General features: G+C 48.3%; 20 protein-coding genes, 2 tRNA genes and 1 other RNA gene. 15 read left to right on the top strand and 8 right to left on the bottom strand.

From position 1 onward, the window contains the following. Window position 1: 1 nt before the first annotated feature. The 3 genes from MUB35_RS22090 to murC all read right to left on the bottom strand — a co-directional run bounded on the left by MUB35_RS22090 (window position 2) and on the right by murC (window position 3,963). Window positions 2–991, bottom strand: coding sequence for an ATP-binding protein (locus MUB35_RS22090; protein WP_054353095.1), 990 nt, complete (start codon window positions 989–991; stop codon window positions 2–4). A 96-nt stretch (window positions 992–1,087) separates the two neighbouring features. Further along, complete coding sequence (locus tag MUB35_RS22085; protein ID WP_320070954.1) at window positions 1,088–2,182, bottom strand: DnaD domain protein; 1,095 nt, start codon at window positions 2,180–2,182, stop codon at window positions 1,088–1,090. A 401-nt stretch (window positions 2,183–2,583) separates the two neighbouring features. After that, on the bottom strand, window positions 2,584–3,963 hold the full coding sequence (murC, locus tag MUB35_RS22080) for a UDP-N-acetylmuramate--L-alanine ligase (protein ID WP_244806851.1): 1,380 nt from the start codon (window positions 3,961–3,963) through the stop codon (window positions 2,584–2,586). Window positions 3,964–4,202: 239 nt separating this feature from the next. Here murC and MUB35_RS22075 point away from each other — a divergent pair, with 239 nt between their 5' ends. The 7 genes from MUB35_RS22075 to MUB35_RS22045 all read left to right on the top strand — a co-directional run bounded on the left by MUB35_RS22075 (window position 4,203) and on the right by MUB35_RS22045 (window position 9,580). Then, the gene (locus MUB35_RS22075) at window positions 4,203–5,477 is read left to right on the top strand and encodes a glucose-1-phosphate adenylyltransferase (protein WP_033142015.1); all 1,275 of its coding nucleotides are present in this window, start codon (window positions 4,203–4,205) and stop codon (window positions 5,475–5,477) included. After that, entirely contained in the window at window positions 5,474–6,589 is a 1,116-nt protein-coding gene (glgD, locus tag MUB35_RS22070; RefSeq protein ID WP_033142016.1) for a glucose-1-phosphate adenylyltransferase subunit GlgD, read from the top strand. The genes MUB35_RS22075 and glgD overlap by 4 nt, the downstream gene beginning before the upstream one ends. Before the next feature lie 87 nt (window positions 6,590–6,676). Further along, the gene (gene spoVG / locus MUB35_RS22065) at window positions 6,677–6,964 is read left to right on the top strand and encodes a septation regulator SpoVG (RefSeq protein WP_033142017.1); all 288 of its coding nucleotides are present in this window, start codon (window positions 6,677–6,679) and stop codon (window positions 6,962–6,964) included. A gap of 371 nt (window positions 6,965–7,335) precedes the next feature. Next, on the top strand, window positions 7,336–8,370 hold the full coding sequence (locus MUB35_RS22060) for a veratrol--corrinoid protein metyltransferase (protein ID WP_033143854.1): 1,035 nt from the start codon (window positions 7,336–7,338) through the stop codon (window positions 8,368–8,370). A 51-nt stretch (window positions 8,371–8,421) separates the two neighbouring features. Further along, entirely contained in the window at window positions 8,422–9,033 is a 612-nt protein-coding gene (locus tag MUB35_RS22055) for a GTP-binding protein (protein WP_244806850.1), read from the top strand. 2 nt (window positions 9,034–9,035) lie between these two features. Then, entirely contained in the window at window positions 9,036–9,236 is a 201-nt protein-coding gene (locus MUB35_RS22050; protein ID WP_244806849.1) for a hypothetical protein, read from the top strand. Window positions 9,237–9,268: 32 nt separating this feature from the next. After that, window positions 9,269–9,580, top strand: coding sequence for a hypothetical protein (locus MUB35_RS22045; protein WP_033143851.1), 312 nt, complete (start codon window positions 9,269–9,271; stop codon window positions 9,578–9,580). Here the strand turns inward: MUB35_RS22045 and MUB35_RS22040 are convergent. Beyond that, window positions 9,577–10,956, bottom strand: a complete 1,380-nt coding sequence (locus tag MUB35_RS22040; RefSeq protein ID WP_227246570.1) for an RsmF rRNA methyltransferase first C-terminal domain-containing protein — start codon at window positions 10,954–10,956, stop codon at window positions 9,577–9,579. The genes MUB35_RS22045 and MUB35_RS22040 overlap by 4 nt on opposite strands. Window positions 10,957–11,182: 226 nt before the next feature. On the opposite strand from MUB35_RS22040, the gene MUB35_RS22035 reads away from it, so the two are divergent. Together MUB35_RS22035 and MUB35_RS22030 are read left to right on the top strand one after the other, a co-directional pair. After that, on the top strand, window positions 11,183–12,205 hold the full coding sequence (locus MUB35_RS22035) for a LacI family DNA-binding transcriptional regulator (RefSeq protein ID WP_052099732.1): 1,023 nt from the start codon (window positions 11,183–11,185) through the stop codon (window positions 12,203–12,205). Window positions 12,206–12,440: 235 nt separating this feature from the next. Then, entirely contained in the window at window positions 12,441–13,388 is a 948-nt protein-coding gene (locus MUB35_RS22030; RefSeq protein WP_033143850.1) for an AEC family transporter, read from the top strand. A gap of 67 nt (window positions 13,389–13,455) precedes the next feature. Here MUB35_RS22030 and MUB35_RS22025 read toward each other — a convergent pair. After that, a tRNA-Pro gene (locus MUB35_RS22025) sits at window positions 13,456–13,529 on the bottom strand. Window positions 13,530–13,704: 175 nt separating this feature from the next. On the opposite strand from MUB35_RS22025, the gene MUB35_RS22020 reads away from it, so the two are divergent. Further along, the gene (locus tag MUB35_RS22020) at window positions 13,705–16,047 is read left to right on the top strand and encodes a hypothetical protein (RefSeq protein WP_033143849.1); all 2,343 of its coding nucleotides are present in this window, start codon (window positions 13,705–13,707) and stop codon (window positions 16,045–16,047) included. On the opposite strand, the gene MUB35_RS22015 is transcribed toward MUB35_RS22020, so the two are convergent. After that, on the bottom strand, window positions 16,006–16,701 hold the full coding sequence (locus MUB35_RS22015) for an anaerobic ribonucleoside-triphosphate reductase activating protein (RefSeq protein WP_033143848.1): 696 nt from the start codon (window positions 16,699–16,701) through the stop codon (window positions 16,006–16,008). The genes MUB35_RS22020 and MUB35_RS22015 overlap by 42 nt on opposite strands. Window positions 16,702–16,848: 147 nt before the next feature. On the opposite strand from MUB35_RS22015, the gene MUB35_RS22010 reads away from it, so the two are divergent. The 3 genes from MUB35_RS22010 to MUB35_RS22000 all read left to right on the top strand — a co-directional run bounded on the left by MUB35_RS22010 (window position 16,849) and on the right by MUB35_RS22000 (window position 18,921). Continuing rightward, window positions 16,849–16,936 (top strand) — tRNA-Ser (locus MUB35_RS22010). A 649-nt stretch (window positions 16,937–17,585) separates the two neighbouring features. Beyond that, the gene (tadA, locus tag MUB35_RS22005) at window positions 17,586–18,083 is read left to right on the top strand and encodes a tRNA adenosine(34) deaminase TadA (RefSeq protein WP_033143847.1); all 498 of its coding nucleotides are present in this window, start codon (window positions 17,586–17,588) and stop codon (window positions 18,081–18,083) included. Continuing rightward, on the top strand, window positions 18,064–18,921 hold the full coding sequence (locus MUB35_RS22000) for a homocysteine S-methyltransferase family protein (RefSeq protein WP_033143846.1): 858 nt from the start codon (window positions 18,064–18,066) through the stop codon (window positions 18,919–18,921). The genes tadA and MUB35_RS22000 overlap by 20 nt, the downstream gene beginning before the upstream one ends. Before the next feature lie 156 nt (window positions 18,922–19,077). Here MUB35_RS22000 and MUB35_RS21995 read toward each other — a convergent pair whose 3' ends face one another. Both MUB35_RS21995 and ffs read right to left on the bottom strand, forming a co-directional pair. Continuing rightward, the gene (locus MUB35_RS21995; protein ID WP_033143845.1) at window positions 19,078–19,692 is read right to left on the bottom strand and encodes a DedA family protein; all 615 of its coding nucleotides are present in this window, start codon (window positions 19,690–19,692) and stop codon (window positions 19,078–19,080) included. Window positions 19,693–19,764: 72 nt separating this feature from the next. Further along, window positions 19,765–20,027: signal recognition particle sRNA large type (ffs, locus tag MUB35_RS21990), an RNA gene on the bottom strand. Between the two features lie 250 nt (window positions 20,028–20,277). On the opposite strand from ffs, the gene MUB35_RS21985 reads away from it, so the two are divergent. Both MUB35_RS21985 and MUB35_RS21980 read left to right on the top strand, forming a co-directional pair. Then, window positions 20,278–20,745, top strand: coding sequence for a hypothetical protein (locus MUB35_RS21985; RefSeq protein ID WP_033143844.1), 468 nt, complete (start codon window positions 20,278–20,280; stop codon window positions 20,743–20,745). A 168-nt stretch (window positions 20,746–20,913) separates the two neighbouring features. After that, the gene (locus MUB35_RS21980; protein ID WP_033143843.1) at window positions 20,914–21,993 is read left to right on the top strand and encodes a 6-phosphofructokinase; all 1,080 of its coding nucleotides are present in this window, start codon (window positions 20,914–20,916) and stop codon (window positions 21,991–21,993) included. The last annotated feature ends 16 nt before the right edge of the window (window positions 21,994–22,009 follow it).

Raw genomic sequence — 22,009 nt, 5'->3', positions numbered from 1 at the left:
TTTACTTTCCTCCTAAAAGTTTTTTTTGGATTCTTATATCATTTCCGACCAGCTTCAGCATGGTGTAATTGCTGGAAATCCTGGAGAAGATACGCTCGGAATATGTCTCCAGAAAATCATCCATGGCAAGGTTGGTGGAAATGATAGTAGATTTATGGTTCATGATGCGTTCATTGATGCAGCAGAAAAGCTGGCTTGCCACGAAATTATTGGTAAGCTCGGTTCCCAGATCGTCAATGATGAGCAGGTCGCAGTCATAGATGAACCCGGCCACATCAGAGGCGGCTGCATCCTTCTGGAAGGTATTCTTCGCCAACAGGTCGAAGAGGTCAAAGGATGAAAAATACAGCACAAAATACGCCCTGTCAATGAGTTCCTTGGCAATACAGTGGGAGAGGTAGGTCTTTCCCACACCTGTGTCGCCGTAGAAGAACAGGCCGCACGGATGCTCCTGAAAACGGTCAATAAAATCCCAGGCCTTATCCACTGCGTCCTGAGCCGTCTCCAGTGCACTGAGGCCGGTGGCGGGGTTGGTGATGTCCTGAGGATAATATTCAAAGGAAAAGTTCTCAAAGTTCTCTGTTTCAAGTATTTCCCTGATATTGGACTGTATATACAGTAAATCTACAGCGGCTTTCTTAAAACAGGAACATTTCTGATTCTCTACATAGCCGGTGTCTTTACAGAACGGGCAGTCATACTTCAGTTCCAGATAGTCAGGCGGATAGCCGTGGATCTGCAGAAGGGCGGTCCGCTCTTCGGACAGCTCCGCAATGGCGGCGGAGAGGTCAAAGTCATCCTTGGGTGAGGGGAGCAGCAGAGCCCTTGCCTTTTTCAGACTCAGGGATGCAATCTCTCCGTCGATTTCCTGGAGACGTGGAATCTTATCATAAGCCTGCCGGATGTGTTCATCCTGCTCATGCTTGTGATTCAGTTGTTTCTCATTGTATGCGCGCATCAGCGCATCGTATTGGAAATTATTCAGCGACACAGTACTCTCCTTAATTGCGTTCCGTTGTGTAACTGTTCAGTATTCTTACAGCCAGCGCAGTAAATGCGCAGACCTGCCTGCTGAATCGTTACTCCGCTATTTCAGTAATTGCTTTTCCAGTTCGTCCACATTGTAGGTGCGTTGGTGGAAGTTGTTGAATTTATTTTTGGATGGTGCCGGTTTCGGACGTGCAGCGCTGTTCTCGGCCTTGGCGGCCTTCTGCTGACGGCGGTCCTCGTCCAGCTTGTCTATATCAGACAGGTGCTTGACGCCCTTTTTCTGCCAGTTGTGCAGAATAGAATCCGCGTAGGCGAAATTGGGCTGTCCTGTGGCAATGACAGTACGGCTGCAGGCCGCGGATATGACATCCAGCGTAAAGGCGTACTCATTGAGCCAGAGGTTCATATAACGGATCTCCTCGTCCACGGGGTTCCGGTTCTTGATGCCGAAAGCCTTGAGGATAGCAAAGAAATTCCTGTTATAGGTATTGGTCTCCTGCTTGGCCTGTTCTACAGTAGTGATCTTCTGCTCTGCCCAGGCAAGGGCCACGGTTTCAATATAGCGGATACTGCGGCTTCCCTTGGAGACACAGTATTCGATCAGATACTCCATCAGATCCTTTGAGAAATGCAGCTCTTCATAAAAGTACAGGAGCTTGTTGATCTCTGTGGGAGTCAGGGTCTTCCCCAGATATTGTTCCGCAATAAACAGAAGTTCAATTACGTCTTCCCGGCCGGACAGTTCTTTTACTTTGTCGGGAGACAGGGCCTTCTGCCCGGAAGGCTGTACTTTTTCCCTGGAGGCTGCCGCCTCGGGCACAGCCGGAGACAGAGCTTTGGCCGTTGGAGCCGTATTAGGCCTGGCCGGCGCAGCTTTAGCTCCGCCCGTGAGGGAACACAGCCGGAGTTCTTTTAAATTACCGCGTCCGTCGAAGGTCACATCAAGGACGCCTGTATTTTTCCAGTATTTTAATGCGCGGAGCACATCATTTTCCGTACAGTTAAAGATATCGGCAATAGATGACAGCTCCAGAGCGGTGCCGGATACAGAAGCACTGCGCAGAAGCCAGAGATATATTTTGACAAATTCTCCGTTGGCCTGCGGCATATAAGTATCCAGAAAATAGTTGGAGACAAAAGTAAAGTCTCCGGGAAAATCATTATGTATGATGAACTGTCCCATGTCTAACATCCTTTTCTATCCTGAAATCCAGTTAGCCGAAAAGATTCCGGCACGACAAACAGGAAAACAACTTTTCATGTACGCCCGGCGCAGACATGTAAAAAAGGTCCGCCCAAGCAAGTGTTTCCCCGTCTTTTGTAAGTATAACATATAATTTTTGAAAAGAGAATATGCATTTTTTAGGAGAGGCGTCTGCTTAGATGTGTTGAAAACTTTGTGGGAAATGTGGATAATGTGGATAAAAAAGTGGAGTATTTTTATTGGCAACCGAAAAATGTCGAAAAGATAGGGATTTTAAAGGTTTACATCAAATTATGTAACATTATTATGTTAACTGGCTTATACCCAAAAAAATCCACATGCTTATTCTGGAGTAAATGTGTATAAGCATGTGGATAATGTGGATAACTTTACATTCCTAACAGGTTTTCGCCGATTTTATACACATCTCCGGCACCCATAGTTATCAACAAATCGTCGTGGATACAATTTTTTAATAAAAATTCTTCTATCTCATCAAATGTGGAAAAATAATACGCATCTGTACCAAGGGAGGCCACCAGATCCCGCAGATTTAGGGATGAGATTCCCAGGTTGTCGGTTTCCCGCGCAGCGTATATGTCAGCCAGAACCACTTTGTCGGCCAGTGTCAGGGCCTCCGCAAACTCGTGCATCAGGGCTTTTGTCCTGGTATACGTATGCGGCTGGAAGACACACCAGGTTGTTCTGTGCGGATAATTCTTGGCTGTGCGCAGTGTGGCGGCGATTTCTGTCGGATGATGGGCATAGTCGTCGATGATGGTGACGCCGCCCACTTTGCCCTTGTACTGGAAACGCCTGTCAGTGCCGCCGAAGTGCAGAAGTCCTTTCTGAATATCCTCCATGGAAAGGCCGAGCTTTTCACCAAGGGCTATGGCGGACAGGGCATTGGCAGCGTTGTGGACTCCGGGAACAGACAGAGAGAACCGGCCAAGCACCTCATCACCTTTTACGCAGTCAAAGGAAGCGTGGGCAAATTCATCAAAGATAATGTTTTTGGCCATGTAATCAGCCGTGTGCTCCAGTCCGCAGGTGATGATCTCACAGGAAAGGTCTTTGGTGATCTCCTCATAATCCGGAATATCGCTGCTGATGATCAGGGTTCCGTCAGCGGGCAGCTTCTCTGCAAACAGCTTAAAGGAATGGCGGATATCGTCCAGGTCCTTGAAGAAATCCAGATGGTCCGCGTCAATATTCAGGATGATGCTGATCTTGGGGAAAAAGCTCAGAAAGCTGTTGGTGTACTCACAGGCCTCTGTGACAAAGGTCTCTGACCGGCCCACACGGATATTGCCGTGAATGGCAGGCAGTATTCCGCCCACAGAGATCGTAGGGTCGGCATCAGCCTCCAGCAGGATGTGTGAAATCATGGAAGTGGTGGTGGTTTTGCCGTGTGTGCCTGATACAGCCACAGGTATTTCATAGTTCTTCATGATCTGTCCCAGAAGCTCCGCTCTTGTGAGCATGGGGAGCCCTTTTTGGCGGGCACATGCAAACTCCGGATTGTCCTCGTGGATGGCGGCTGTATAGACAACCAGTTCAATGTCATCTGTGATATTGGAAGCGCGCTGGCCAATGCGGACAGTGGCGCCAAGGCTCTCCAGATGGGCAGTCAGTTCCGACTTTCTGGAGTCTGAACCTGATATGGGGAAATTTTCTTTTAAAAGGATTTCAGCCAGGCCGCTCATGCTGATGCCGCCGATGCCGATGAAATGAATGTGCAGCGGCTTATTAAAATCTATCTGATACATAAGGTTGTGCTTCCTTTCTCTTCTTTATTATTATATGGGGCAGTGTCAATGGAACACTGTTTGCGTTTATTATACCTAAAAAGAGTAGAAAATGAAACCCCCAGTTACAGAATTGGTAACAGGCAGGTAAAATGTCACAAAAACTAAAGTAAAGTCGAAAAAAAATTGTTAAAATTGTTCACAATTATGATTTAATGTGGTATAATAGAAAAATCATAGAATATACAAGAGGTGATTGCATGATTAAGAAAGAGATGATTGCAATGTTGCTCGCAGGTGGACAAGGCAGCAGATTAGGCGTACTGACTGCAAAAGTCGCAAAACCCGCAGTAACATTCGGGGGAAAATACAGAATAATTGATTTCCCGCTGAGCAACTGCATTAATTCAGGAGTTGATACCGTAGGTGTACTTACACAGTACCAGCCGCTTCGCCTGAATACTCATATCGGCATCGGTATTCCGTGGGATCTCGATAAGAATGTTGGGGGCGTATCCATTCTTCCGCCATACGAGAAGAAGACGGATACGGAATGGTATACAGGAACTGCAAACGCTATCTACCAGAACATGGCATATATGGAGGAGTTCAATCCCGATTATGTGCTGATCCTGGGCGGCGACCACATTTATAAAATGGACTATGAGGTAATGTTGGATTACCACAAAGCAAACAAAGCTGATGTCACACTGGCATGTATGCCTGTTCCGTGGGAGGAGGCAAGCCGCTTTGGTCTTGCTATCACAGATGAGTCAGGACGCGTTACGGATTTTGAGGAGAAACCGGAGCATCCGAAGAGCAATCTGGCATCCATGGGTATTTACATTTTCAGCTGGCCGGTACTGAAGGAAGCCCTTCTCGCACTGAAAGACCAGCCCGGATGTGACTTTGGCAAACATATCCTTCCGTACTGCAAGGAAAAAGGCCAGCGCCTCTTTGCCTATGAGTACAACGGATACTGGAAAGATGTCGGAACACTGGGGTCCTATTGGGAAGCCAATATGGAGCTGATCGATATCATTCCTGAATTTAATTTATATGAAGAGTTCTGGAAGATTTATACCAAGAGTGATATTATTCCTCCGCAGTATATTTCCGCTGACGCTGTGGTGGAGAGAAGTATAGTGGGAGAGGGAACTGAGATATACGGCGAGGTACATAATTCCGTTATTGGTGCAGGCGTCGTTATTAAAAAGGGCGCAGTTGTGCGCGATTCCATTATCATGAAACAGTCCTTTATCGGTGAAAACTGTGTGATAGACAAGGCCATCATTGCTGAGAATGTCACAGTGGGGGACAATGTAGTCATGGGTATCGGCGAGGAGGTTCCGAACAAGGAAAAACCGGGCGTTTACTCCTTTGGCCTTGTAACTGTGGGAGAGAACACAGTAATTCCGTCTGATGTGAAGATCGGCAAGAATACAGCCATTGTTGGCGAGACAACCGGCGAAGACTATCCGGACGGCATACTGGAGAGCGGCGAAACATTGAATAAGGAAGGTGAGACAGCATGAGAGCAATAGGTATTATTCTTGCCGGCGGCAATAACAATAAAATGAGAGAGTTATCACAGAAAAGAGCGATTGCGGCAATGCCCATCGCCGGAAGTTACCGCAGCATAGACTTTGCGCTTAGCAACATGTCAAATTCCCATATTCAAAAAGTTGCGGTTCTGACACAGTATAATGCCCGTTCCCTGAATGAGCATCTGAGCTCATCCAAATGGTGGGATTTCGGCAGAAAGCAGGGAGGTCTCTACACCTTCACACCGACCATTACTGCTGACAACAGCTTCTGGTACAGAGGCACAGCAGATGCCATGATCCAGAACCTGAATTTCCTCAAATCAAGCCACGAGCCTTATGTGGTGATCGCATCCGGCGACGGTGTGTACAAGCTGGATTTCAATAAAGTTCTGGAGTACCATATTGCAAAGCGCGCGGACATTACAGTTGTCTGTACAGATGTGTATGGGGATGACACTACCAGATTCGGCTGCCTGAAAATGAATGAGGACAGCAGAATCGAAGAATTTGAAGAGAAACCCATGGTTACACGCACCAATACTGTCTCCACCGGTATCTACGTGATCAGAAGAAGACAGCTTATTGAGCTTCTGGAAAAATGTGCACAGGAAGACAGATATGATTTTGTAAAAGATATTCTCATCCGTTATAAGAACCTGAAGAGAATCTATGGCTATAAGATCAATACTTACTGGAGCAACATTTCCACTGTGGAATCTTACTATAGAACCAATATGGACTTCCTGAAACCAAAAGTAAGAGATTACTTCTTCAATCAGTACCCTGGAGTACAGTCCAAGATTGATGATTTGCCTCCGGCAAAATATAATCCCGGTTCAGATGTGAAGAACAGTCTGGTTTCCAGCGGATGTATCATCAACGGACAGGTTGAAAACTCTGTTCTGTTTAAGAAAGTATTTGTAGGCAATAACTGCGTGATCAAGAATTCCATTATTCTCAACGACGTGTATCTGGGGGATAATACCCACATTGAGAACTGTATCGTGGAGAGCCGTGATACGATCCGTGCCAATTCCTACTATTGCGGTGAGGACGGCATTAAGATCGTAGTGGAGAAGAACGAGCGTTATGTACTATAAGAAAATACACAAGTAAAAAGTGTGCAGGGTGCAGTGACATCATAAGCAGGACTTTTTAAGAATGGCATATGAAAGGGGAAGGTTTTTATGAACATCACAGATGTAAGAGTAAGAAGAGTTGCGAAGGAAGGTAAGATGAAAGCTGTTGTCTCCATTACAATCGATGAAGAATTTGTAGTGCATGACATCAAGGTTATCGAAGGGGAGAAAGGTTTGTTCATTGCCATGCCCAGCCGTAAAGCAACCGACGGTGAGTACAGGGACATCGCACATCCGATTAACTCTGAAACCCGTGAAAGAATCCAGGGCATTATTTTGGAAAAATACGAACAGGTGCTCGCCGAGGAACCTGTGGAAGCTGAAGCTGAAGCATAGAAAGTATAAAAAGCCGTTTGCATTCTGCAGGCGGCTTTTTTTGCGCTGTGCAAAGGAAAATGAAAAGTACAAAAGTGGCAGGAGCAGAAAGTCATTTTTTGTACCCCGCAGACGTAGTGAAGAGTCAGGAGAAAAGATACAATAGAATCAGAAAAGGTAACTATTCAGCCAGCTGAATCGTTACGGGTATTCGCCCATTAAAAATCGCTTCGCGATGGGGCGAATACCTGCCACCACTACTCTTTTGCACGGTCAGCGCAGTAAATGCGCAGACCTGACTGAACAGTTACCAGAAAAGTTCATTGTTCTGTCCGGCCGCATATGTGATTTTGATGCCGGGCAGCATCTGATCACAAGAAGGAGGATACAATATGGCAAAAATGACAGAGAAGACCAATTATCTCATGACTCTGCGGGGAGAACAGCCGGAGTGGGTTCCGACCTATAGTTTCGGCCCTATGCCCAATATGACCAGACCCTGTACATCCTGTATGCTGGAGCCTGAAATCGTGGCGTATTTCCGTTTTCAGGGAGGCGGCAAGGACTGCTGGGGTGTTACCTATGTCCCCACAAGAGAGACCGGAAATGCCCTGCTTCCAAAACCCGGCGAATTTATCCTGGATGACATTACGAAGTGGCGGGATGTGATCAAAGCACCCTCCCTGGAAGGTGTAGACTGGGAAGCCATGGCGAAAAAACAACTGGAGGGTTTTTACCGCCAGGGGGTAAACCGGGAGGATACAGCCATAGCCCTGAATCTTCACGTGGGATATTTCCAGAACCTGATGGCTTTCATGGGATTTACGGAAGGTCTCTGTGCCATGGCGGAGGAACCGGAGGAGGTATACGCGCTTTTTGATTACATGTGTGATTTTTATACGGAGATCACACGGCAGATCATCGGCTATGTGAAGCCTGATGTGCTGACCCTTATGGATGACACGGCTGCCTGGAGAGCTCCTTTTATCTCCCAGCAGATGTATCATGACCTGGTACTGCCCTTCCACAACAGACAGGCAAAATTCGGGCGTGATCTGGGAATCCCCATTACCATGCATAACTGCGGCAAGGCAGAACCTTTCATTGAGGATTGGCTCTCCATCGGCGTCAATGCCTGGGACCCGGCGCAGACTTGTAATGACCTGACGGGAATCAAAGAGAAGTACGGCAACAAACTGGTGATCATGGGTGGATTCGACCCGCGCGACCATCTGGCTGACCCGAATGTGACAGAAGAAGAAATACGGCAGGCTGTAAGGGATACCATGGACCGCCTGGCACCGGGCGGCGGTTTCTGCTGGTGCGGCGGATATCTGGGGGCGATCGATGATCCCGAAGTAATAAGAAAAAATGGTATCTTGTTTGATGAAGTATTCCGTTACGGTGATGCGTTCTATAAAAAGTGATGCATCGCATGAAAAGTGATACGGCAGTGATGCAGGAAGAAGTGATGATAAATGAAGGTATTGATATTAGGCGGTTTTCTGGGATCAGGTAAGACAACGCTCCTCCTCCAGCTTGCCCGCTATCTGGTGGACAGTTCCGGGTCAGGCAGTGCCTATAAAGTGGTGATCCTGGAAAATGAGGTGGGAAGAGAAGGGATAGATGACAAGCTTCTGCGGGGAAACGGATTTGACGTGGAGAATCTCTTCAATGGCTGTGCCTGCTGTACTCTGGCGGGGGAACTGGTCTCCGCTGCCTATGAGATTGAAAAGCAGTATACTCCTGACTGGCTGATCGTGGAGACAACGGGTCTGGCATATCCGGGGCTGATACAGGATAACCTGGCGGCAGGGATCGGGATGGAATCACGTGTCTGTACGGTGGTGGATGTATCCAGATGGAAACGGCTTCTGAATGCCATGCGGGAACTTTTTGTGGGGCAGACAGAGCGTGCAGACGTAGTTCTCATGAATAAGGCAGATCTGGTGTCCGAGGATGTGCTCAGGACTGTGGAGAAGGATATTGCGGAGATGAACCCGAATGCCGCGCGGATCGCTACCTCAGCAGTCGGCCATGTGGAGGAACATGTGTGGGATATGGTGATGGGAGTGACGGATAATGATTGAAGATGAAAAAAATATGCAGAGGCAGCATGAACATGGACATGACCATGGAGCAGAAGGTCACCAAATGTGCGGACATGATCATACAGCGGAAGGTCACGGAACGTGCGGTCACGACCATGCCGGAGACGGTCATCATGTACACGAACATCATCATGACGAAGCATGTCAATGCCCTTCATGTACGCAGAAAAAAGAAAAACTGAAAGTAACGTCCCTTCTGCAGGACAATGCTGTTGTGGTTTCGGCAGAGTACCACACAGCAGCGGACAGGGGCAGGGCCGGAAAACTGCTCACAGAGTATATGGAGGCGCTGGCAGGTGAGATAGACAGCCGCGGCGGTATTATCGGGCATATTAAGACCTCAGTGGAAATCAGGTACGTGGAAATGTATTCCCTGACAGACAGGACCGTAATGAAAAAAGAATCCGATCTGCCTGAGCTGATTCTTTACATGGCTGCCATTGTATTTGCTGTGAAAGAGGAGGAACTGCTCAGTCTTGTCCGGGATATGTTCGGGGACATGGACAGGCAGCTCCATGAAAATTAATGTATACGCCATCCGGCGGGATATTTATTTTTTAATGTGCCGTTTACCAGCTTTCCAAAACCCAGGGGGAAGTCATCCACACAGATGAGCTGCCACCCTTTCTCCTTTGTGCACTCCCCTTTTTCCACCAGAAGGGTTTCTCCCTTCAGATAACGTCCAATGCGGTCGTCCTGCGGGGAAAGGCTGAGGCAGGAGGGAAATTCATGGGCTTTCAGGGCCAGTGCCAGCGGCTGGGATGGTTCAAAACGGTTTTTCTTTAACTCACCCAGAAACAGTCCGTTTCTGAGAAAGCGGATTCCCCTGAAGCGGTTATCCGCAGGCGGCAGACAATATACATTGCTGCTGCGCACTTCTATGCGATTGGCGGGGAAAGGAATATCTTTCTCCGCGAAAAATTCAGACAGCAGCTTCTGTGCCTCTTTATCCGGTTTTGTACCGAAGTCGGATATGGTCTGCCGGGAGCTGCCTTTCTTTCTCATAAGTGCCATAAAATGTCCTTCCCCGTCCATTTTGTGAGGGAAAATACGAAGGCATTTGGCAAGTTCGGGATTTTTATTTCCCCATTCCGGATTGCCGGGGGAAAATCCCTCATATCCGTCAATCTCCAAAAGTTCCATTTCCGGATACTCTTCCAGGATAAAGGAAACCGTCCCTTCATTTTCAACCGGCGCAAAGGTACAGGTGGAGTAGAGCATCAGCCCGCCGGGCTTCAGCATGGAAATGGCGGCAGAGACACATTCCCGCTGCAGCTTTGCAAAGAAGTCGGGTCTGTCCTCATCCCATGTTTTTGCAACCGCAGGTTCTTTTCTGAACATTCCCTCCCCGGAACAGGGAGCGTCGACCAGGATCTTATCAAAGAATTCCGGCATGGCTTTAGCCAGTGATGCGGGTATTTCATTGGTGATAAACGAGTTGGTGATGCCGCACAGTTCAATATTTCGCTGCAGGGCTTTCGCACGGGAATTGCTGATATCATTGGCAACCAGCATACCCTCCTTCTTTAACTTTGCGCCCAGTTCTGTGGCCTTGCCTCCGGGGGCTGCGCAGAGGTCCAGTACATAGTCCCCCGGCGTGACGGGAAGAAGCGCGGCGGGAGCCATTGCGCTGGGCTCCTGCAGATAGTACAGGCCGGCGGCATAGTAGGGATGCTTTGCCGGGTGGTCTGCCTCCTCATAGTAAAAGCCGTTTTCTGTCCATGGAACAGGTGTCAGATGAAACGGATTTATTTTGAGAAATTCCTCCACGGAAATTTTCAGTGTATTGACTCTGAGGCCGAAATGTCTTGGATTTTCATAGCTTTTTATAAACGCAGTATATTCATCCTGAAGCATGTCCTCCATGCGGCTGAGGAAAGCTTTTGGGAGCTGTTCGATCATAGCTGTCTCCTTTTTCGCAGAATGCGTGGTTTTGGCCTTATTATAGCATGAAGGATTTTATTGCGCCACTGGAAAATCCCTGACGGCATTGTTGTGTAATATGCTGATTCCTGCCAGTCTGCTCGTATTTTCTTGTAAATAAAAGGTAAAAATGATATGATTTAAATTAAGTAAAAGGCAAGGGCAAAACAAGTAAAATTACCATAAGATAAGCGGAGTGAGTGATATGGCTACACTAAAAGAAATCTCTGAGCTGACCGGTTATTCTATAGCTACGATTTCCAGAGTGCTGAATCATGATGTCTCCCTCAGTGTGACTGACAGTACCAGAGAAGAAATCCTGAGGGTAGCCGGCAAACTGGACTACGAAAGTAAGAGTGTCAGAAGCAGCCGTAAGAAAGCAGCACAGCTCAGAATCGGAATGATTGAAATGATGGATTCCCAGATGAAGCTGGAGGACCCTTATTATCTGTATCTAAAAAGCAGCCTGGATAAAAGCTGTTTTGAGGAGGGATTTGAGACGGTCACCCTTCAGTACGATGAGGAGGAGGAATGCTATAAGAGCAACAGCCAGTCAGGGCTGAACGGAATTATAGCAGTGGGGCAGTTTGGCGCAAGGCAGATTCATGCCATGGAGCAGTGGACGAACCAGATCGTTTTTCTGGACTCTTCACCGTATGAGGAGCGGTTCAGCTCTGTGGTGCCGAATTTCCAGGTGGGGATTCATCAAGGGGTGAACTATTTGGCTGAAATGGGCCACAAAACCATTGCATTTGTGGGTCCTTTGATGTCAACGGACTCCATGGGCAATGACGCGCCGGAAAAACGAAGAAAAATATTCGGGGAGTACATGAAGTATTACAGAAAAGACTTAAAGGCGGTTTATCTGGACACTGACAGGGAGGCAGCCAATGTGCTGGAGAAGACAAGTGCTTACCTGAAAGAAGAAAAAAATCCTGCCACAGCATTTTTTACTTTTAATGAGGCCACAGCTATTGGTGTAATGCAGGGGGTGCAGCAGATGGGGTACCGGGTACCTGAGGACTTCAGCATTTTGAGTTACAACGACACAGTACTTGCAACCCTGATGCAGCCACAGCTTTCCAGTATCAGCATTCATCTGGAAGAGATGGCCCAGGAGGCAGTGAAACTTTTGAGGCGGGGACTGCTGGAGAGCGGAACGCCGCATATGAAGATCGCCATACCTTCCAGTTTAAGTGAAAGGGAAAGTGTGAAGAGGCTTGAATGATTTTATTCAGGCCTCTGTTTTTTAGCCCTTTTCCGTATGGGTAAAAAAGAGGTGAAAGAAAGTAAAAGCGCTGTCTCACTGATCGTAAGACATAATGAAGCAATGAATCGTCACGGAAGTGGGGCACAGGGTGACAGCAAAAATATTTAAAACCGTGCGGGAAGGGAATTGTGCAGGCAGAGAGAAGAGCGTATAATAGACAATCATGCGGATAAAACCGCCGGGAGGAACAGAAATGGAAAATATCATATTGTCTTTTAATGTCATCGCCCCATTATTTTTCCTGATGGTGATAGGCTACGCAATAGCTAATTATACGGATCTTGCAGACAAAGACCTGCTGAAAAAAGCAAATTCCCTTGTATTTAAAGTATTTTTGCCCTGTATGCTGTTTAAAAATATATATCAGAGCAACATCAGGGAGCAGATGCAGGGCGGGCTTTGTTTTTTTGCGGCAGGTAGTCTGCTTCTTTTATTTGTTCTTTTATGTCTCATTGTACCTAAAGTTGTGAAAAAGGAAAACCAGCAGGGCGTGGTGATCCAGGGGATTTTCAGGAGCAACTACGTCATATTCGGAGTGGCGGTGGTGGAGAATATGTATGGTTCGGCCAATACGGTGACTGCCGCTATTTTAAGCGCGGTTCTGGTGCCAATGTATAATTTTCTGGCAGTGATCGCGCTGTCCTTTTTCGGAGGAAAGAGGGAGCGGGACTTTAAGAAGGTTCTTGTGGGGATTCTGAAAAATCCGCTGATCATCGCATCGGTTCTGGGAATCATTGCCTCGCTTCTGGGCTTTAAACTTCCCAAGGCTGCAGACACCACGCTGAATGATCTGGCAAAACTGGCGACACCCATTGCGTTTTTGATCCTGGGAGGAGACTTTGATTTCTCTAAAGTGAGGGGGAACTTGAAAATTGCCGGAGGGGTAGTTGCGGTCAAGATGGTGATTCTGCCACTTATCTTTATTCCTATGGTTGTTGCAATGGGATATCGTAATTCAGACCTGCTGGCGGCACTGCTGGCTTACCAGACACCGGTCGCGGTGTCAAGCTATATCATGGCCCAGCAGGCGGGAGCAGATGAACAGCTTGCAGGGCAGCTTGTGGTTTTCAGCAGTGCTGTTTCTATATTTACATTGTTTGTTACTATATTTATACTGAGACAGATGGGGCTTCTCAATTGAGAGGTCCTTGTTTTTGGGCAAGAAAAAAGCACCGGAAACTTTACGTTTCCGATGCTTCTGCTGAAAGTCGAAGCGACGTGATTCGAACACGCGACCTCTGCGTCCCGAACGCAGCGCTCTACCAAACTGAGCCACGCTTCGTTATTTTGTTTCGGCTGTGTCATTCAGCATTTGTTATTATATATAATGGCGGCAGAAATGTCAACATATTTTTGCATTTTTTTCAAAAACTTTTTCATCCGGGTTTTATGCAGAGTTCTAAATGTTTTTTTCGCTCATATACTTTACGGAATAATTGGTATTGGAGAAAGAAAATTTGGCTGGATATCGGCGATTTGTTGCGTATGTATATGAGTACCCGGATGGAAAGAAAGGAAATGGGAAGGGATTTATCAAAGTAGAGGCCCGGGATGGTAAGTGCCGCATGAACTATCGGCTTCAAGGAATCTATGGAAAAGAGGAGGCACCCTGTAAAATTTACGGGTTTGTGAGAAAAAGCGACGGATGTGAAGGCATTTATCTTGGAGAATGTGACCTGGCAGGTGATACGGTCCAGTTTCAGACGGAAGTACCGGATCAGGGAATGGGAGGCACTGCGTACGGACTGAACGACCTGAGCGGTCTGGTCATGCTGACCGGAGATGGAATCATGTATGGTACAGGGTGGGATGATCGTCCTGTGCGCCTGGAAGAAATCAGGCTCCCGAGAATGCAGGAGGACAGATCCCGGAATGCGGACAGAGCCCCTGAGACAAATAATAATATGCAGAAAGAGGAGCTAGAGACAGGACCGGAGGCTGTGCAGGATGAACTGCCGGAGGGTGTTGCAGCAGCGGAGGCGCTCATGGAAGCAGAGGGGCCAGTTGCTCTGGACGATGAAGAGGGTTCCCTGCCGTTAGCGGAGCATTCTGAAGAGACAGTTAATCTGTTCAGCGGGGAGAGCCCGGATGATAATCTGGAGGAAATGGATTACCGCACAGACACAACAGTGGAAATAGAAACGGATTCAACGGATGCTGGCCGTGCAGAGAGAGGAAATACTATGGAAGGAAACCGTGCAGAGGCAGGGAACGCCATGGAAGGAAACCGTGCAGAGGCAGGGAACGCCATGGAAGGAAACCGTGCAGAAGCAGGGAATGCCATGGAAAGAAACCGTGCAGAAGCAGGGAATGCCATGGAAAGAAACCGTGCAGAGACAGGCAATGCCATGGAGGGAAATCGTGCAGACGGGAACAATGCCATGGGAGGAAACCGTACGGAAAGAGAAAATGCCATGGAGGCAGACTGGGAAGCGGGAAACAATGCCGTGGGAGGAAACCGCGCAGAGAGGGAGAATGCCATAGAGGCGGACTGGGAAGCGGGAAATAATGCTGTGGATGGTAACCGAGCCGGAAGGAATAATTCCATGGATGACACTCCTTGGCAGGGCAGATATCCGTCCAATACATTCAGACAGGGAGGTATGAATACTCCTGATAGAAACCGGGAAGAGAGGAGTAATTCCTCGAATGCAGGCCACCGGGATTGGGGCTATCCACCAGTCATAGGACGGGATAATGAGACTTCCGCGCCGGACAGACGCATGGAGGAGAACCGTTCCAATGAATCTTCTGAAACAGAGGAAAGAAGGCAGGCAATGCCGTCCCGGACAGAGGGGGACCCTTACATGCCGCCTCGTATAAATGAGAGGGGAACTTATTTTCCACAGCATTATGAGGAGGATGAGCCGGAAACAGGACAGGAGGAACGATCTGAGCAGAGAATGGAGCCGGTCGCCCCTTCACGGACAGAAAATACAGTACAGCCGGTTATGGAACCGTCACGGTCGGATATGGGCCAGAACCGGAACACAGCAGTACCGAATATGGGCCAGAACTGGGACGCAGCAGTACCGAATATGGACCAGGACCGGAATGCCGCAATGCCGGATATGAACCAGAACCGGAATACTGCAATGCCGGACACAGACCGGAATCCGGACACCACAGCCCCGGACATGGAGAGGCCTCCATACACAGAAGAAGAATTGTACCGGGAAACGATTGATCATGAAATCTTCGGAAGGGACCAGTATCCGGACAGTGAAATGCGGATCGAAGCATCCGGCAGTACGGATGCAGCAGAGCAGTCTACGTGGAACCCGGCAGGTGACCGTGAGGAGGATGCAGTGAACCTTCTGGAAGAACTGGACCAGGATGAGGATGCCATCCGCAACATGAGGCAGATGGAAAAAGAAGTGACAGAGAAGACGGTACAGAGTCCGGAGGAAGGTGAGCTTCACGGGCAGTCCGCACAGGCCGCCAGACAGCCTGCCGTATTTGCTCCGTTTTCAGACGGGGAGATTGTGGACTGCAGACAGATAACACCTGCGGAGCTGCGGATACTTGCCAGAAGAGACAGGGGGCTGATGAACAACAATTTTCTGAGACATGGATATTACCGTTATCATTACCTGCTCCTGGGCAGAAGAAGAGATGACGGCCGGTACATACTGGGTGTTCCGGGTGTTTATGACCGGCAGGAATGTCTCATGGCAGGTATGTTCGGCTTCCCCAACTTCAAGGCAGCCAAAACGCAGGGCAAAGCTGCCATGCCGCGCTTTGGCTACTGGTACCGTTTAATCGATACCCCGGATATAAACCGCAGGAATCGTTCTTGACAGGATAAGACAGAAATAATCCAAATCCCTTTTGGAATAACTGCTGAATCCAGGCCTTATGACTTCAGGGGAGTCCTTATAGGCCTGGAGGTAGTAGGCTCTGCACCCGGCAAGCCAGTTTCCGATGGAACGGAAATCTTCCTGGGTATGCAGCTCCCTGACTACGGTTGTCCTGAATTCATAGGGGACACTGCCGGACATAAGGAAATCCACGGATTCACAGATTGGTTTTAAGTCCAGATGCTTGCTGCCTGCAACTCTGGCATAAGATTCTTTGGAGGATTTGATGTCCATGGCGACCATGTCTATCATCTTATTGTTGATTAGTTTTTTCAGAATCCAGGGATGAGAGCCGTTGGTATCCAGCTTGACCGGGTAGCCAAGCTCCTTTATCCTGTCTATAAGGCAGAAGATATCTTTGTCCAGGGTGGGTTCTCCTCCTGTGATGCAGACCCCCTCCAGAATGCCCTGGCGTTTTTTCAGAACTTTAAGCACATCCTCCGTGGGAATGACCGGCTGTTCTCCGGGTGAGAGGACAAGCCCGCTGTTATGGCAGAAGGGACACCTGAAATTGCAGCTTCCCAGAAAAATGGTGGCAGCTATTTTGCCGGGGTAATCCAGAAGCGTTGTTTTGTTGAAACCATTGATTGGCATAAAAATCCCCCTTTAGGTATCGTTTGGGCAGGACCGTAAGTCCTTTGCTGATACTTTATATTTTACTATACACAGTGGGCTTTTACCAGGGAAAACTCACATTTGTACTTGACCGGAAAGCAGGCTGGCTTTATAATGAACAGGTATGGAGACGTATCGAAGCGGCCATAACGAGCTTGACTCGAAATCAAGTTGCCGGGTAACCGGCACGTGGGTTCGAATCCCACCGTCTCCGCTGTCTTAAACCCGCATAACCAGCGGGTTTTTTGTTTACCTTTTCCAACAGCTGAAAAGTGCCGGTACCTTGGCGAGTACCGGCAAAAGAGGGGGAAAAGAAAAATCTATGTAAATAGGTCAGTTGGCTTTATTAGGCGAAGCCCGGCAGCCACATATATCACTGTAATGCAGCTGCTGTCTTCTTCAACAACAATTAAAGTATAACCTGCAAATGTGAGGATTCTGTGACAAGGATATAAAGCTTTTCTGAAGCATTTTAAAAATATTTAAAAAGAATCTGAAGAAGAAACGAAAGACTCTTTTCGGACAGGAAAAAGCCGGTACTCTGCGAAGTACCGGCAAAAGAGGGAGGGAAAAGAAAAATCTATATAAATAAGTCAGTTGGCTTTTTTGTGAGGTCCGGCTCCTGCTGCCGTCCTCCTTGCTGACAATTACAGTATATCCAAGAAATGTGAGGAATTTATGACAGCACAATAAAGCTTTTCTGAAATTTTTGAAGAATTTATGAAAGAAATGGGAAAGACTTTTATACTGGGCCGTTCTTGGCTATTGCATTACAAAAGCGGAGTGTAGTATAATTCAGAAACAACGGCCAGGGCCCGTTGCCCGCAATGCGGACGGAATCATACAGGAAGGTGGATCGTGAAATGGATACACAGGAAAAGTTTATGAAGGAAGCCATAAAGCAGGCGAAAAAAGCGTACGCCCTTAGGGAAGTTCCCATTGGCTGTGTGATCGTATATGAAGGGAAAATAATAGCCAGAGGCTATAACCGAAGAAATACAGATAAAAATACCACCTCCCACGCAGAGATGAATGCCATCCGGAAAGCCAGCAAAAAGCTGGGGGACTGGAGGCTTGAGGGATGCACGCTCTATGTCACCCTGGAACCCTGTCAGATGTGCGCAGGAGCCATCATACAGGCCAGAATTGATAAAGTGGTCATCGGCAGTATGAACCCCAAGGCCGGGTGTGCAGGTTCTGTCCTGAACCTGCTGGAGATGGAGGGGTTTAACCATAAGGCAGAAGTGGAACGCGGCGTGCTGGAAGCGGAGTGCAGTGATATGCTGAGCGGATTCTTCCGGGAATTGAGAAAAGAGAAAGCAAAAGCAAAGGAGAAATGTCATGACAAAACAGGAATTTAGGGAACTGGTACAGGCCAAAACATTGCTTTTAGACGGGGCCACAGGCTCGAATCTCATGAAGGAAGGGATGCCCAGAGGTGTCTGCTCCGAACAGTGGGTTTACGAGAACCCCCAGGTGCTGCAGAAACTGCAGAAGGAGTATTGTGAGGCGGGTTCTAAAATTGTCTACGCCTCCACATTTTCAGCGAACAGAATAAGTCTTGCCAATCATGGGCTGGAGGATAAGGTTGAGGAATTGAATCGGGGACTTGTGCGCGTTTCCAGGGATGCAGTCGGGGATGCGTGTTACATTGCAGGCGACCTGACCACCACCGGCAAACAGGATGTGCCCTATGAAATCTTGTTTGAGGCGTACAGGGAGCAGATCGCTGTCCTGGCAGATGCGGGCGTGGATCTGCTCATTGCGGAAACCATGCTGGGTGTGGATGAAGTGATGGCAGTCATAGATGCCGCTGCCGCAGTGTGCGAACTGCCGGTTATGTGTACTCTGACCGTGGAGTCTGACGGCAGCTTATTCTTTGGCGGAAATATTTATGATGCAGTGGAGACACTGGAACAGATGGGCGCAGATGCTGTCGGCATCAATTGTTCCACAGGCCCGGACCAGTTGGTTTCCGTAGTGAAAAATATAAGGGAAAAGGTCAGCATTCCTGTCATTGTAAAGCCAAACGCCGGAATGCCCGTGATCGATGATAAAGGTAATGCGGTCTATTCCATGGGAGCCGGGGAATTTGCAGAGCACATGAAGGTGCTTGTGGAAGCCGGCGCGAATATTGTGGGCGGCTGCTGCGGAACGACACCGGAATATATCAGGAGATTGGCTGACATTTTGAAATAAAAAGGTAACTGTTCAGTCAGGTCTGCGCATTTACTGCGCTGACCGTGCAAAAGAGTAGTGGCGGCAGGTATTTGCCCCATCGCGAAGCGATTTTTAATGGGCGAATACCCGTAACGATTCAGCTGGTTGAATCGTTACATAAAAAGAACGTTCCCCTCATTTCTGAAGGAAACGCCTTTTTATGTAAACCAAAATACCGACCAGCGCGAAGACCAGGATAACGACACGGGCCACCTGGGTATAAGTGCCGAGACATTCGGCGGCCTTCTGCCAGGAGGTTCCGGCGATGGCTCCCAGGGTGACGAGTACCAGGTTCCAGATAAAACTCCCGATCGTGGTCAGGGACAGAAAGGTGCCCAGGTTCATATGGGCCATTCCGGCGGGAATGGAGATCAGGCTTCGCACAATGGGAATAAAGCGGCAGAAGAGAACCGTATAGTTTCCCTTGCTGTCAAACCATTCCATGGCGCTCCCCACATCTTCCGGTTTAAAATGCAGTATTTTCCCAATCCTGCCCTCCAGAAGAGATTCCAGCTTTTCCCGGGGGACCAGGTGGCCGATCTGGTATAGGAGGATGGCTCCGAACACACTGCCCACAGTGGAGGAGAGCACAACACCGATAATGTTCATCTTCGTATATGTAGTCATAAAGCCGCCGAAGGTCAGTATGACTTCGGAGGGAATAGGGGGGAACAGGTTCTCAACCAGAATGAGGAGGGCTATCCCCAGATACCCGTAGGCATCCATTATATGCATCATCCAATAACTCATCAAAAAAACCTCCGCTGCAATCGTCTCTTTCATCTTATGACGATACAGTGGAGGTTATTCTATTCTTTTTCACCGTGCGCCGCACCTCGAAACCCCTTCACGGACGTTACCTCTACAGTTAACTCGGCCCAGGCACCCTCGCGGCACACAGAAGATTCTACTTAGTGCTGCTTCATTCCTGACCTGACACGGTTCATAGAGTTCTGTTGCGCAAGACCCAGACGTCAGCGCCACTTATAAAGGGCAGCTCCGCAAAGAAAGCCCCTCAGATTTGGCATCACCCCTGCTGTAGCGGATTGCAGGTACAGGGCACCGCTATCTCCCCGGCTGCACGGTATCTAAAAGTATATCGGTTTTTAGACGTTTTGTCAATGAAAAAGAGAGCTGAAATGAAAAAGAGAGAAAAAAATGATTCTGCACTTTACAAAAGCAGAGGAGTATAGTATAATAAATATCGACCATAAATGTGTTAATGTAATTTGAATTCCTCAACGAAAGAAAACGGACAGGCCGCATACCTGTCCGTTTTCTTTTTATGCAATAAAGTGCCTCCTTATGCATAAAATATAAGAGGAGGACAAGCATATGAAAAGAAAAATGATGATTTTATGGCTTCTGTGCGCCGCTGTGAGCCGATTTACATACAGTACAGCCGCAGAAAACCTTCCGGAAACCGGCCGGATGGAAAATGAAACAGAAAAGATGGATACCGCCCAGCCCGAATTTGTCATCACAGAGCGGCCTTTCCTGTCTTTTGAAGATATGGAGCCGGACGAGGAGCGAAGCCAGGTGTTTTCCATCCGGAATACCGGGGCGGAGGAAGAGGCATACTATCTTACCATACAGGCACCGGAGGAGATTACATGGGAACTGACAAAGGCCGGTGATCCGTACGACAGCGGCAGGGCCTCCGGGACGCCCTTAAAGCTTGGAGTGCTGCAGCCGGGCGAACATGTGGTTTTTCAGCTTACAGTGAAAAATGCAGGGGATACCTTCTGTTCGGCCTTTCCCGCATTTTCCGAAAAGAAAATTTTAAGTTGTGGTACAAAATAAAATAAGCTATAATGGATGCAGGTGAGTAAATTTATTCGCCGAAATATGCGTGGAGGCTCCCAGCCGCAATATGTGGGAGCAGAACCGCGGAAACTGACTGGGTCTGTATTCCAAACCCAGAATGGGGACTGAAGTAAATACTATATCATAAGATGGGATGTGAAATATATGAAGAGAATCGGTTTGTTAACAAGCGGCGGTGACTGTCAGGCGCTCAATGCCACCATGCGCGGTGTTGTGAAAGGTTTGGCTTCCAATCTGGATGAACTGGAGGTCTATGGCTTTGATGACGGGTATAAAGGATTGATATACGGAGACTACAGAATGCTCTCAGCCAAGGATTTCTCAGGAATCCTCACAAGAGGCGGTACGATCCTGGGCACATCACGCCAGCCCTTCAAATTAATGCGCGTGCCGGATGACAGAGGCCTTGACAAGGTTGAGGCCATGAAGCAGACGTACTACAAGCTGCGCCTTGACTGTCTGGTGATCCTGGGCGGCAACGGTACCCAGAAGACAGCCAATATGCTGAGAGAAGAGGGACTGAACATCATCCACCTTCCCAAGACCATAGACAATGATATCTGGGGAACGGATATGACATTTGGTTTCCAGAGTGCGGTGAATATTGCCACAGAAGCGATTGACTGCATCCATACAACGGCAGCATCCCACAGCCGTATCTTTATTGTGGAAGTCATGGGGCATAAAGTGGGATGGCTGACCCTGCACGCCGGTATTGCAGGCGGCGCGGACATTATCCTGATTCCTGAAATCCCATATGATATTGATAAGATAGCTGACGCAGTCAGGAAGAGGAACAGAGCCGGAAAAGGCTTTACCATCCTGGCCGTGGCGGAGGGCGCGGTTTCCAAAGAGGACGCAGCGCTTCCCAAGAAAGAGCTGAAGAAGAAAATGGAAGAAAATGCGAAGAAATATCCATCCGTTTCCTATAAGCTGGAGGCAGAGCTGAAGGAGAAACTGGATCTGGATATCCGTATCACCATTCCGGGACATATGCAGAGGGGCGGAAGCCCATGTCCGTATGACCGTGTGCTCTCCACCCATATGGGTTCCGCAGCCGCAGGCCTGATCTTAAAAGATGAATACGGCTACATGGTGGGAATCGTCAACGGCAAGATCAAGAAAGTCCCGCTTCAGGAATGCGCCGGCAAACTGAAGATGGTATCTCCGGACGACCAGCTGATCAAGGCGGCAAAGAGGATTGGCATCAGCTTCGGGGATTAACTGAAAAAGGAGAATT

It is taken from the genome of Blautia sp. NSJ-175 (genome assembly GCF_022867815.1).
Classification (GTDB): domain Bacteria; phylum Bacillota; class Clostridia; order Lachnospirales; family Lachnospiraceae; genus Blautia; species Blautia celeris.
The sequence above is the reverse complement of the archived record's forward strand: the minus strand, read 5'-3'. Positions and strand labels throughout refer to the sequence as shown.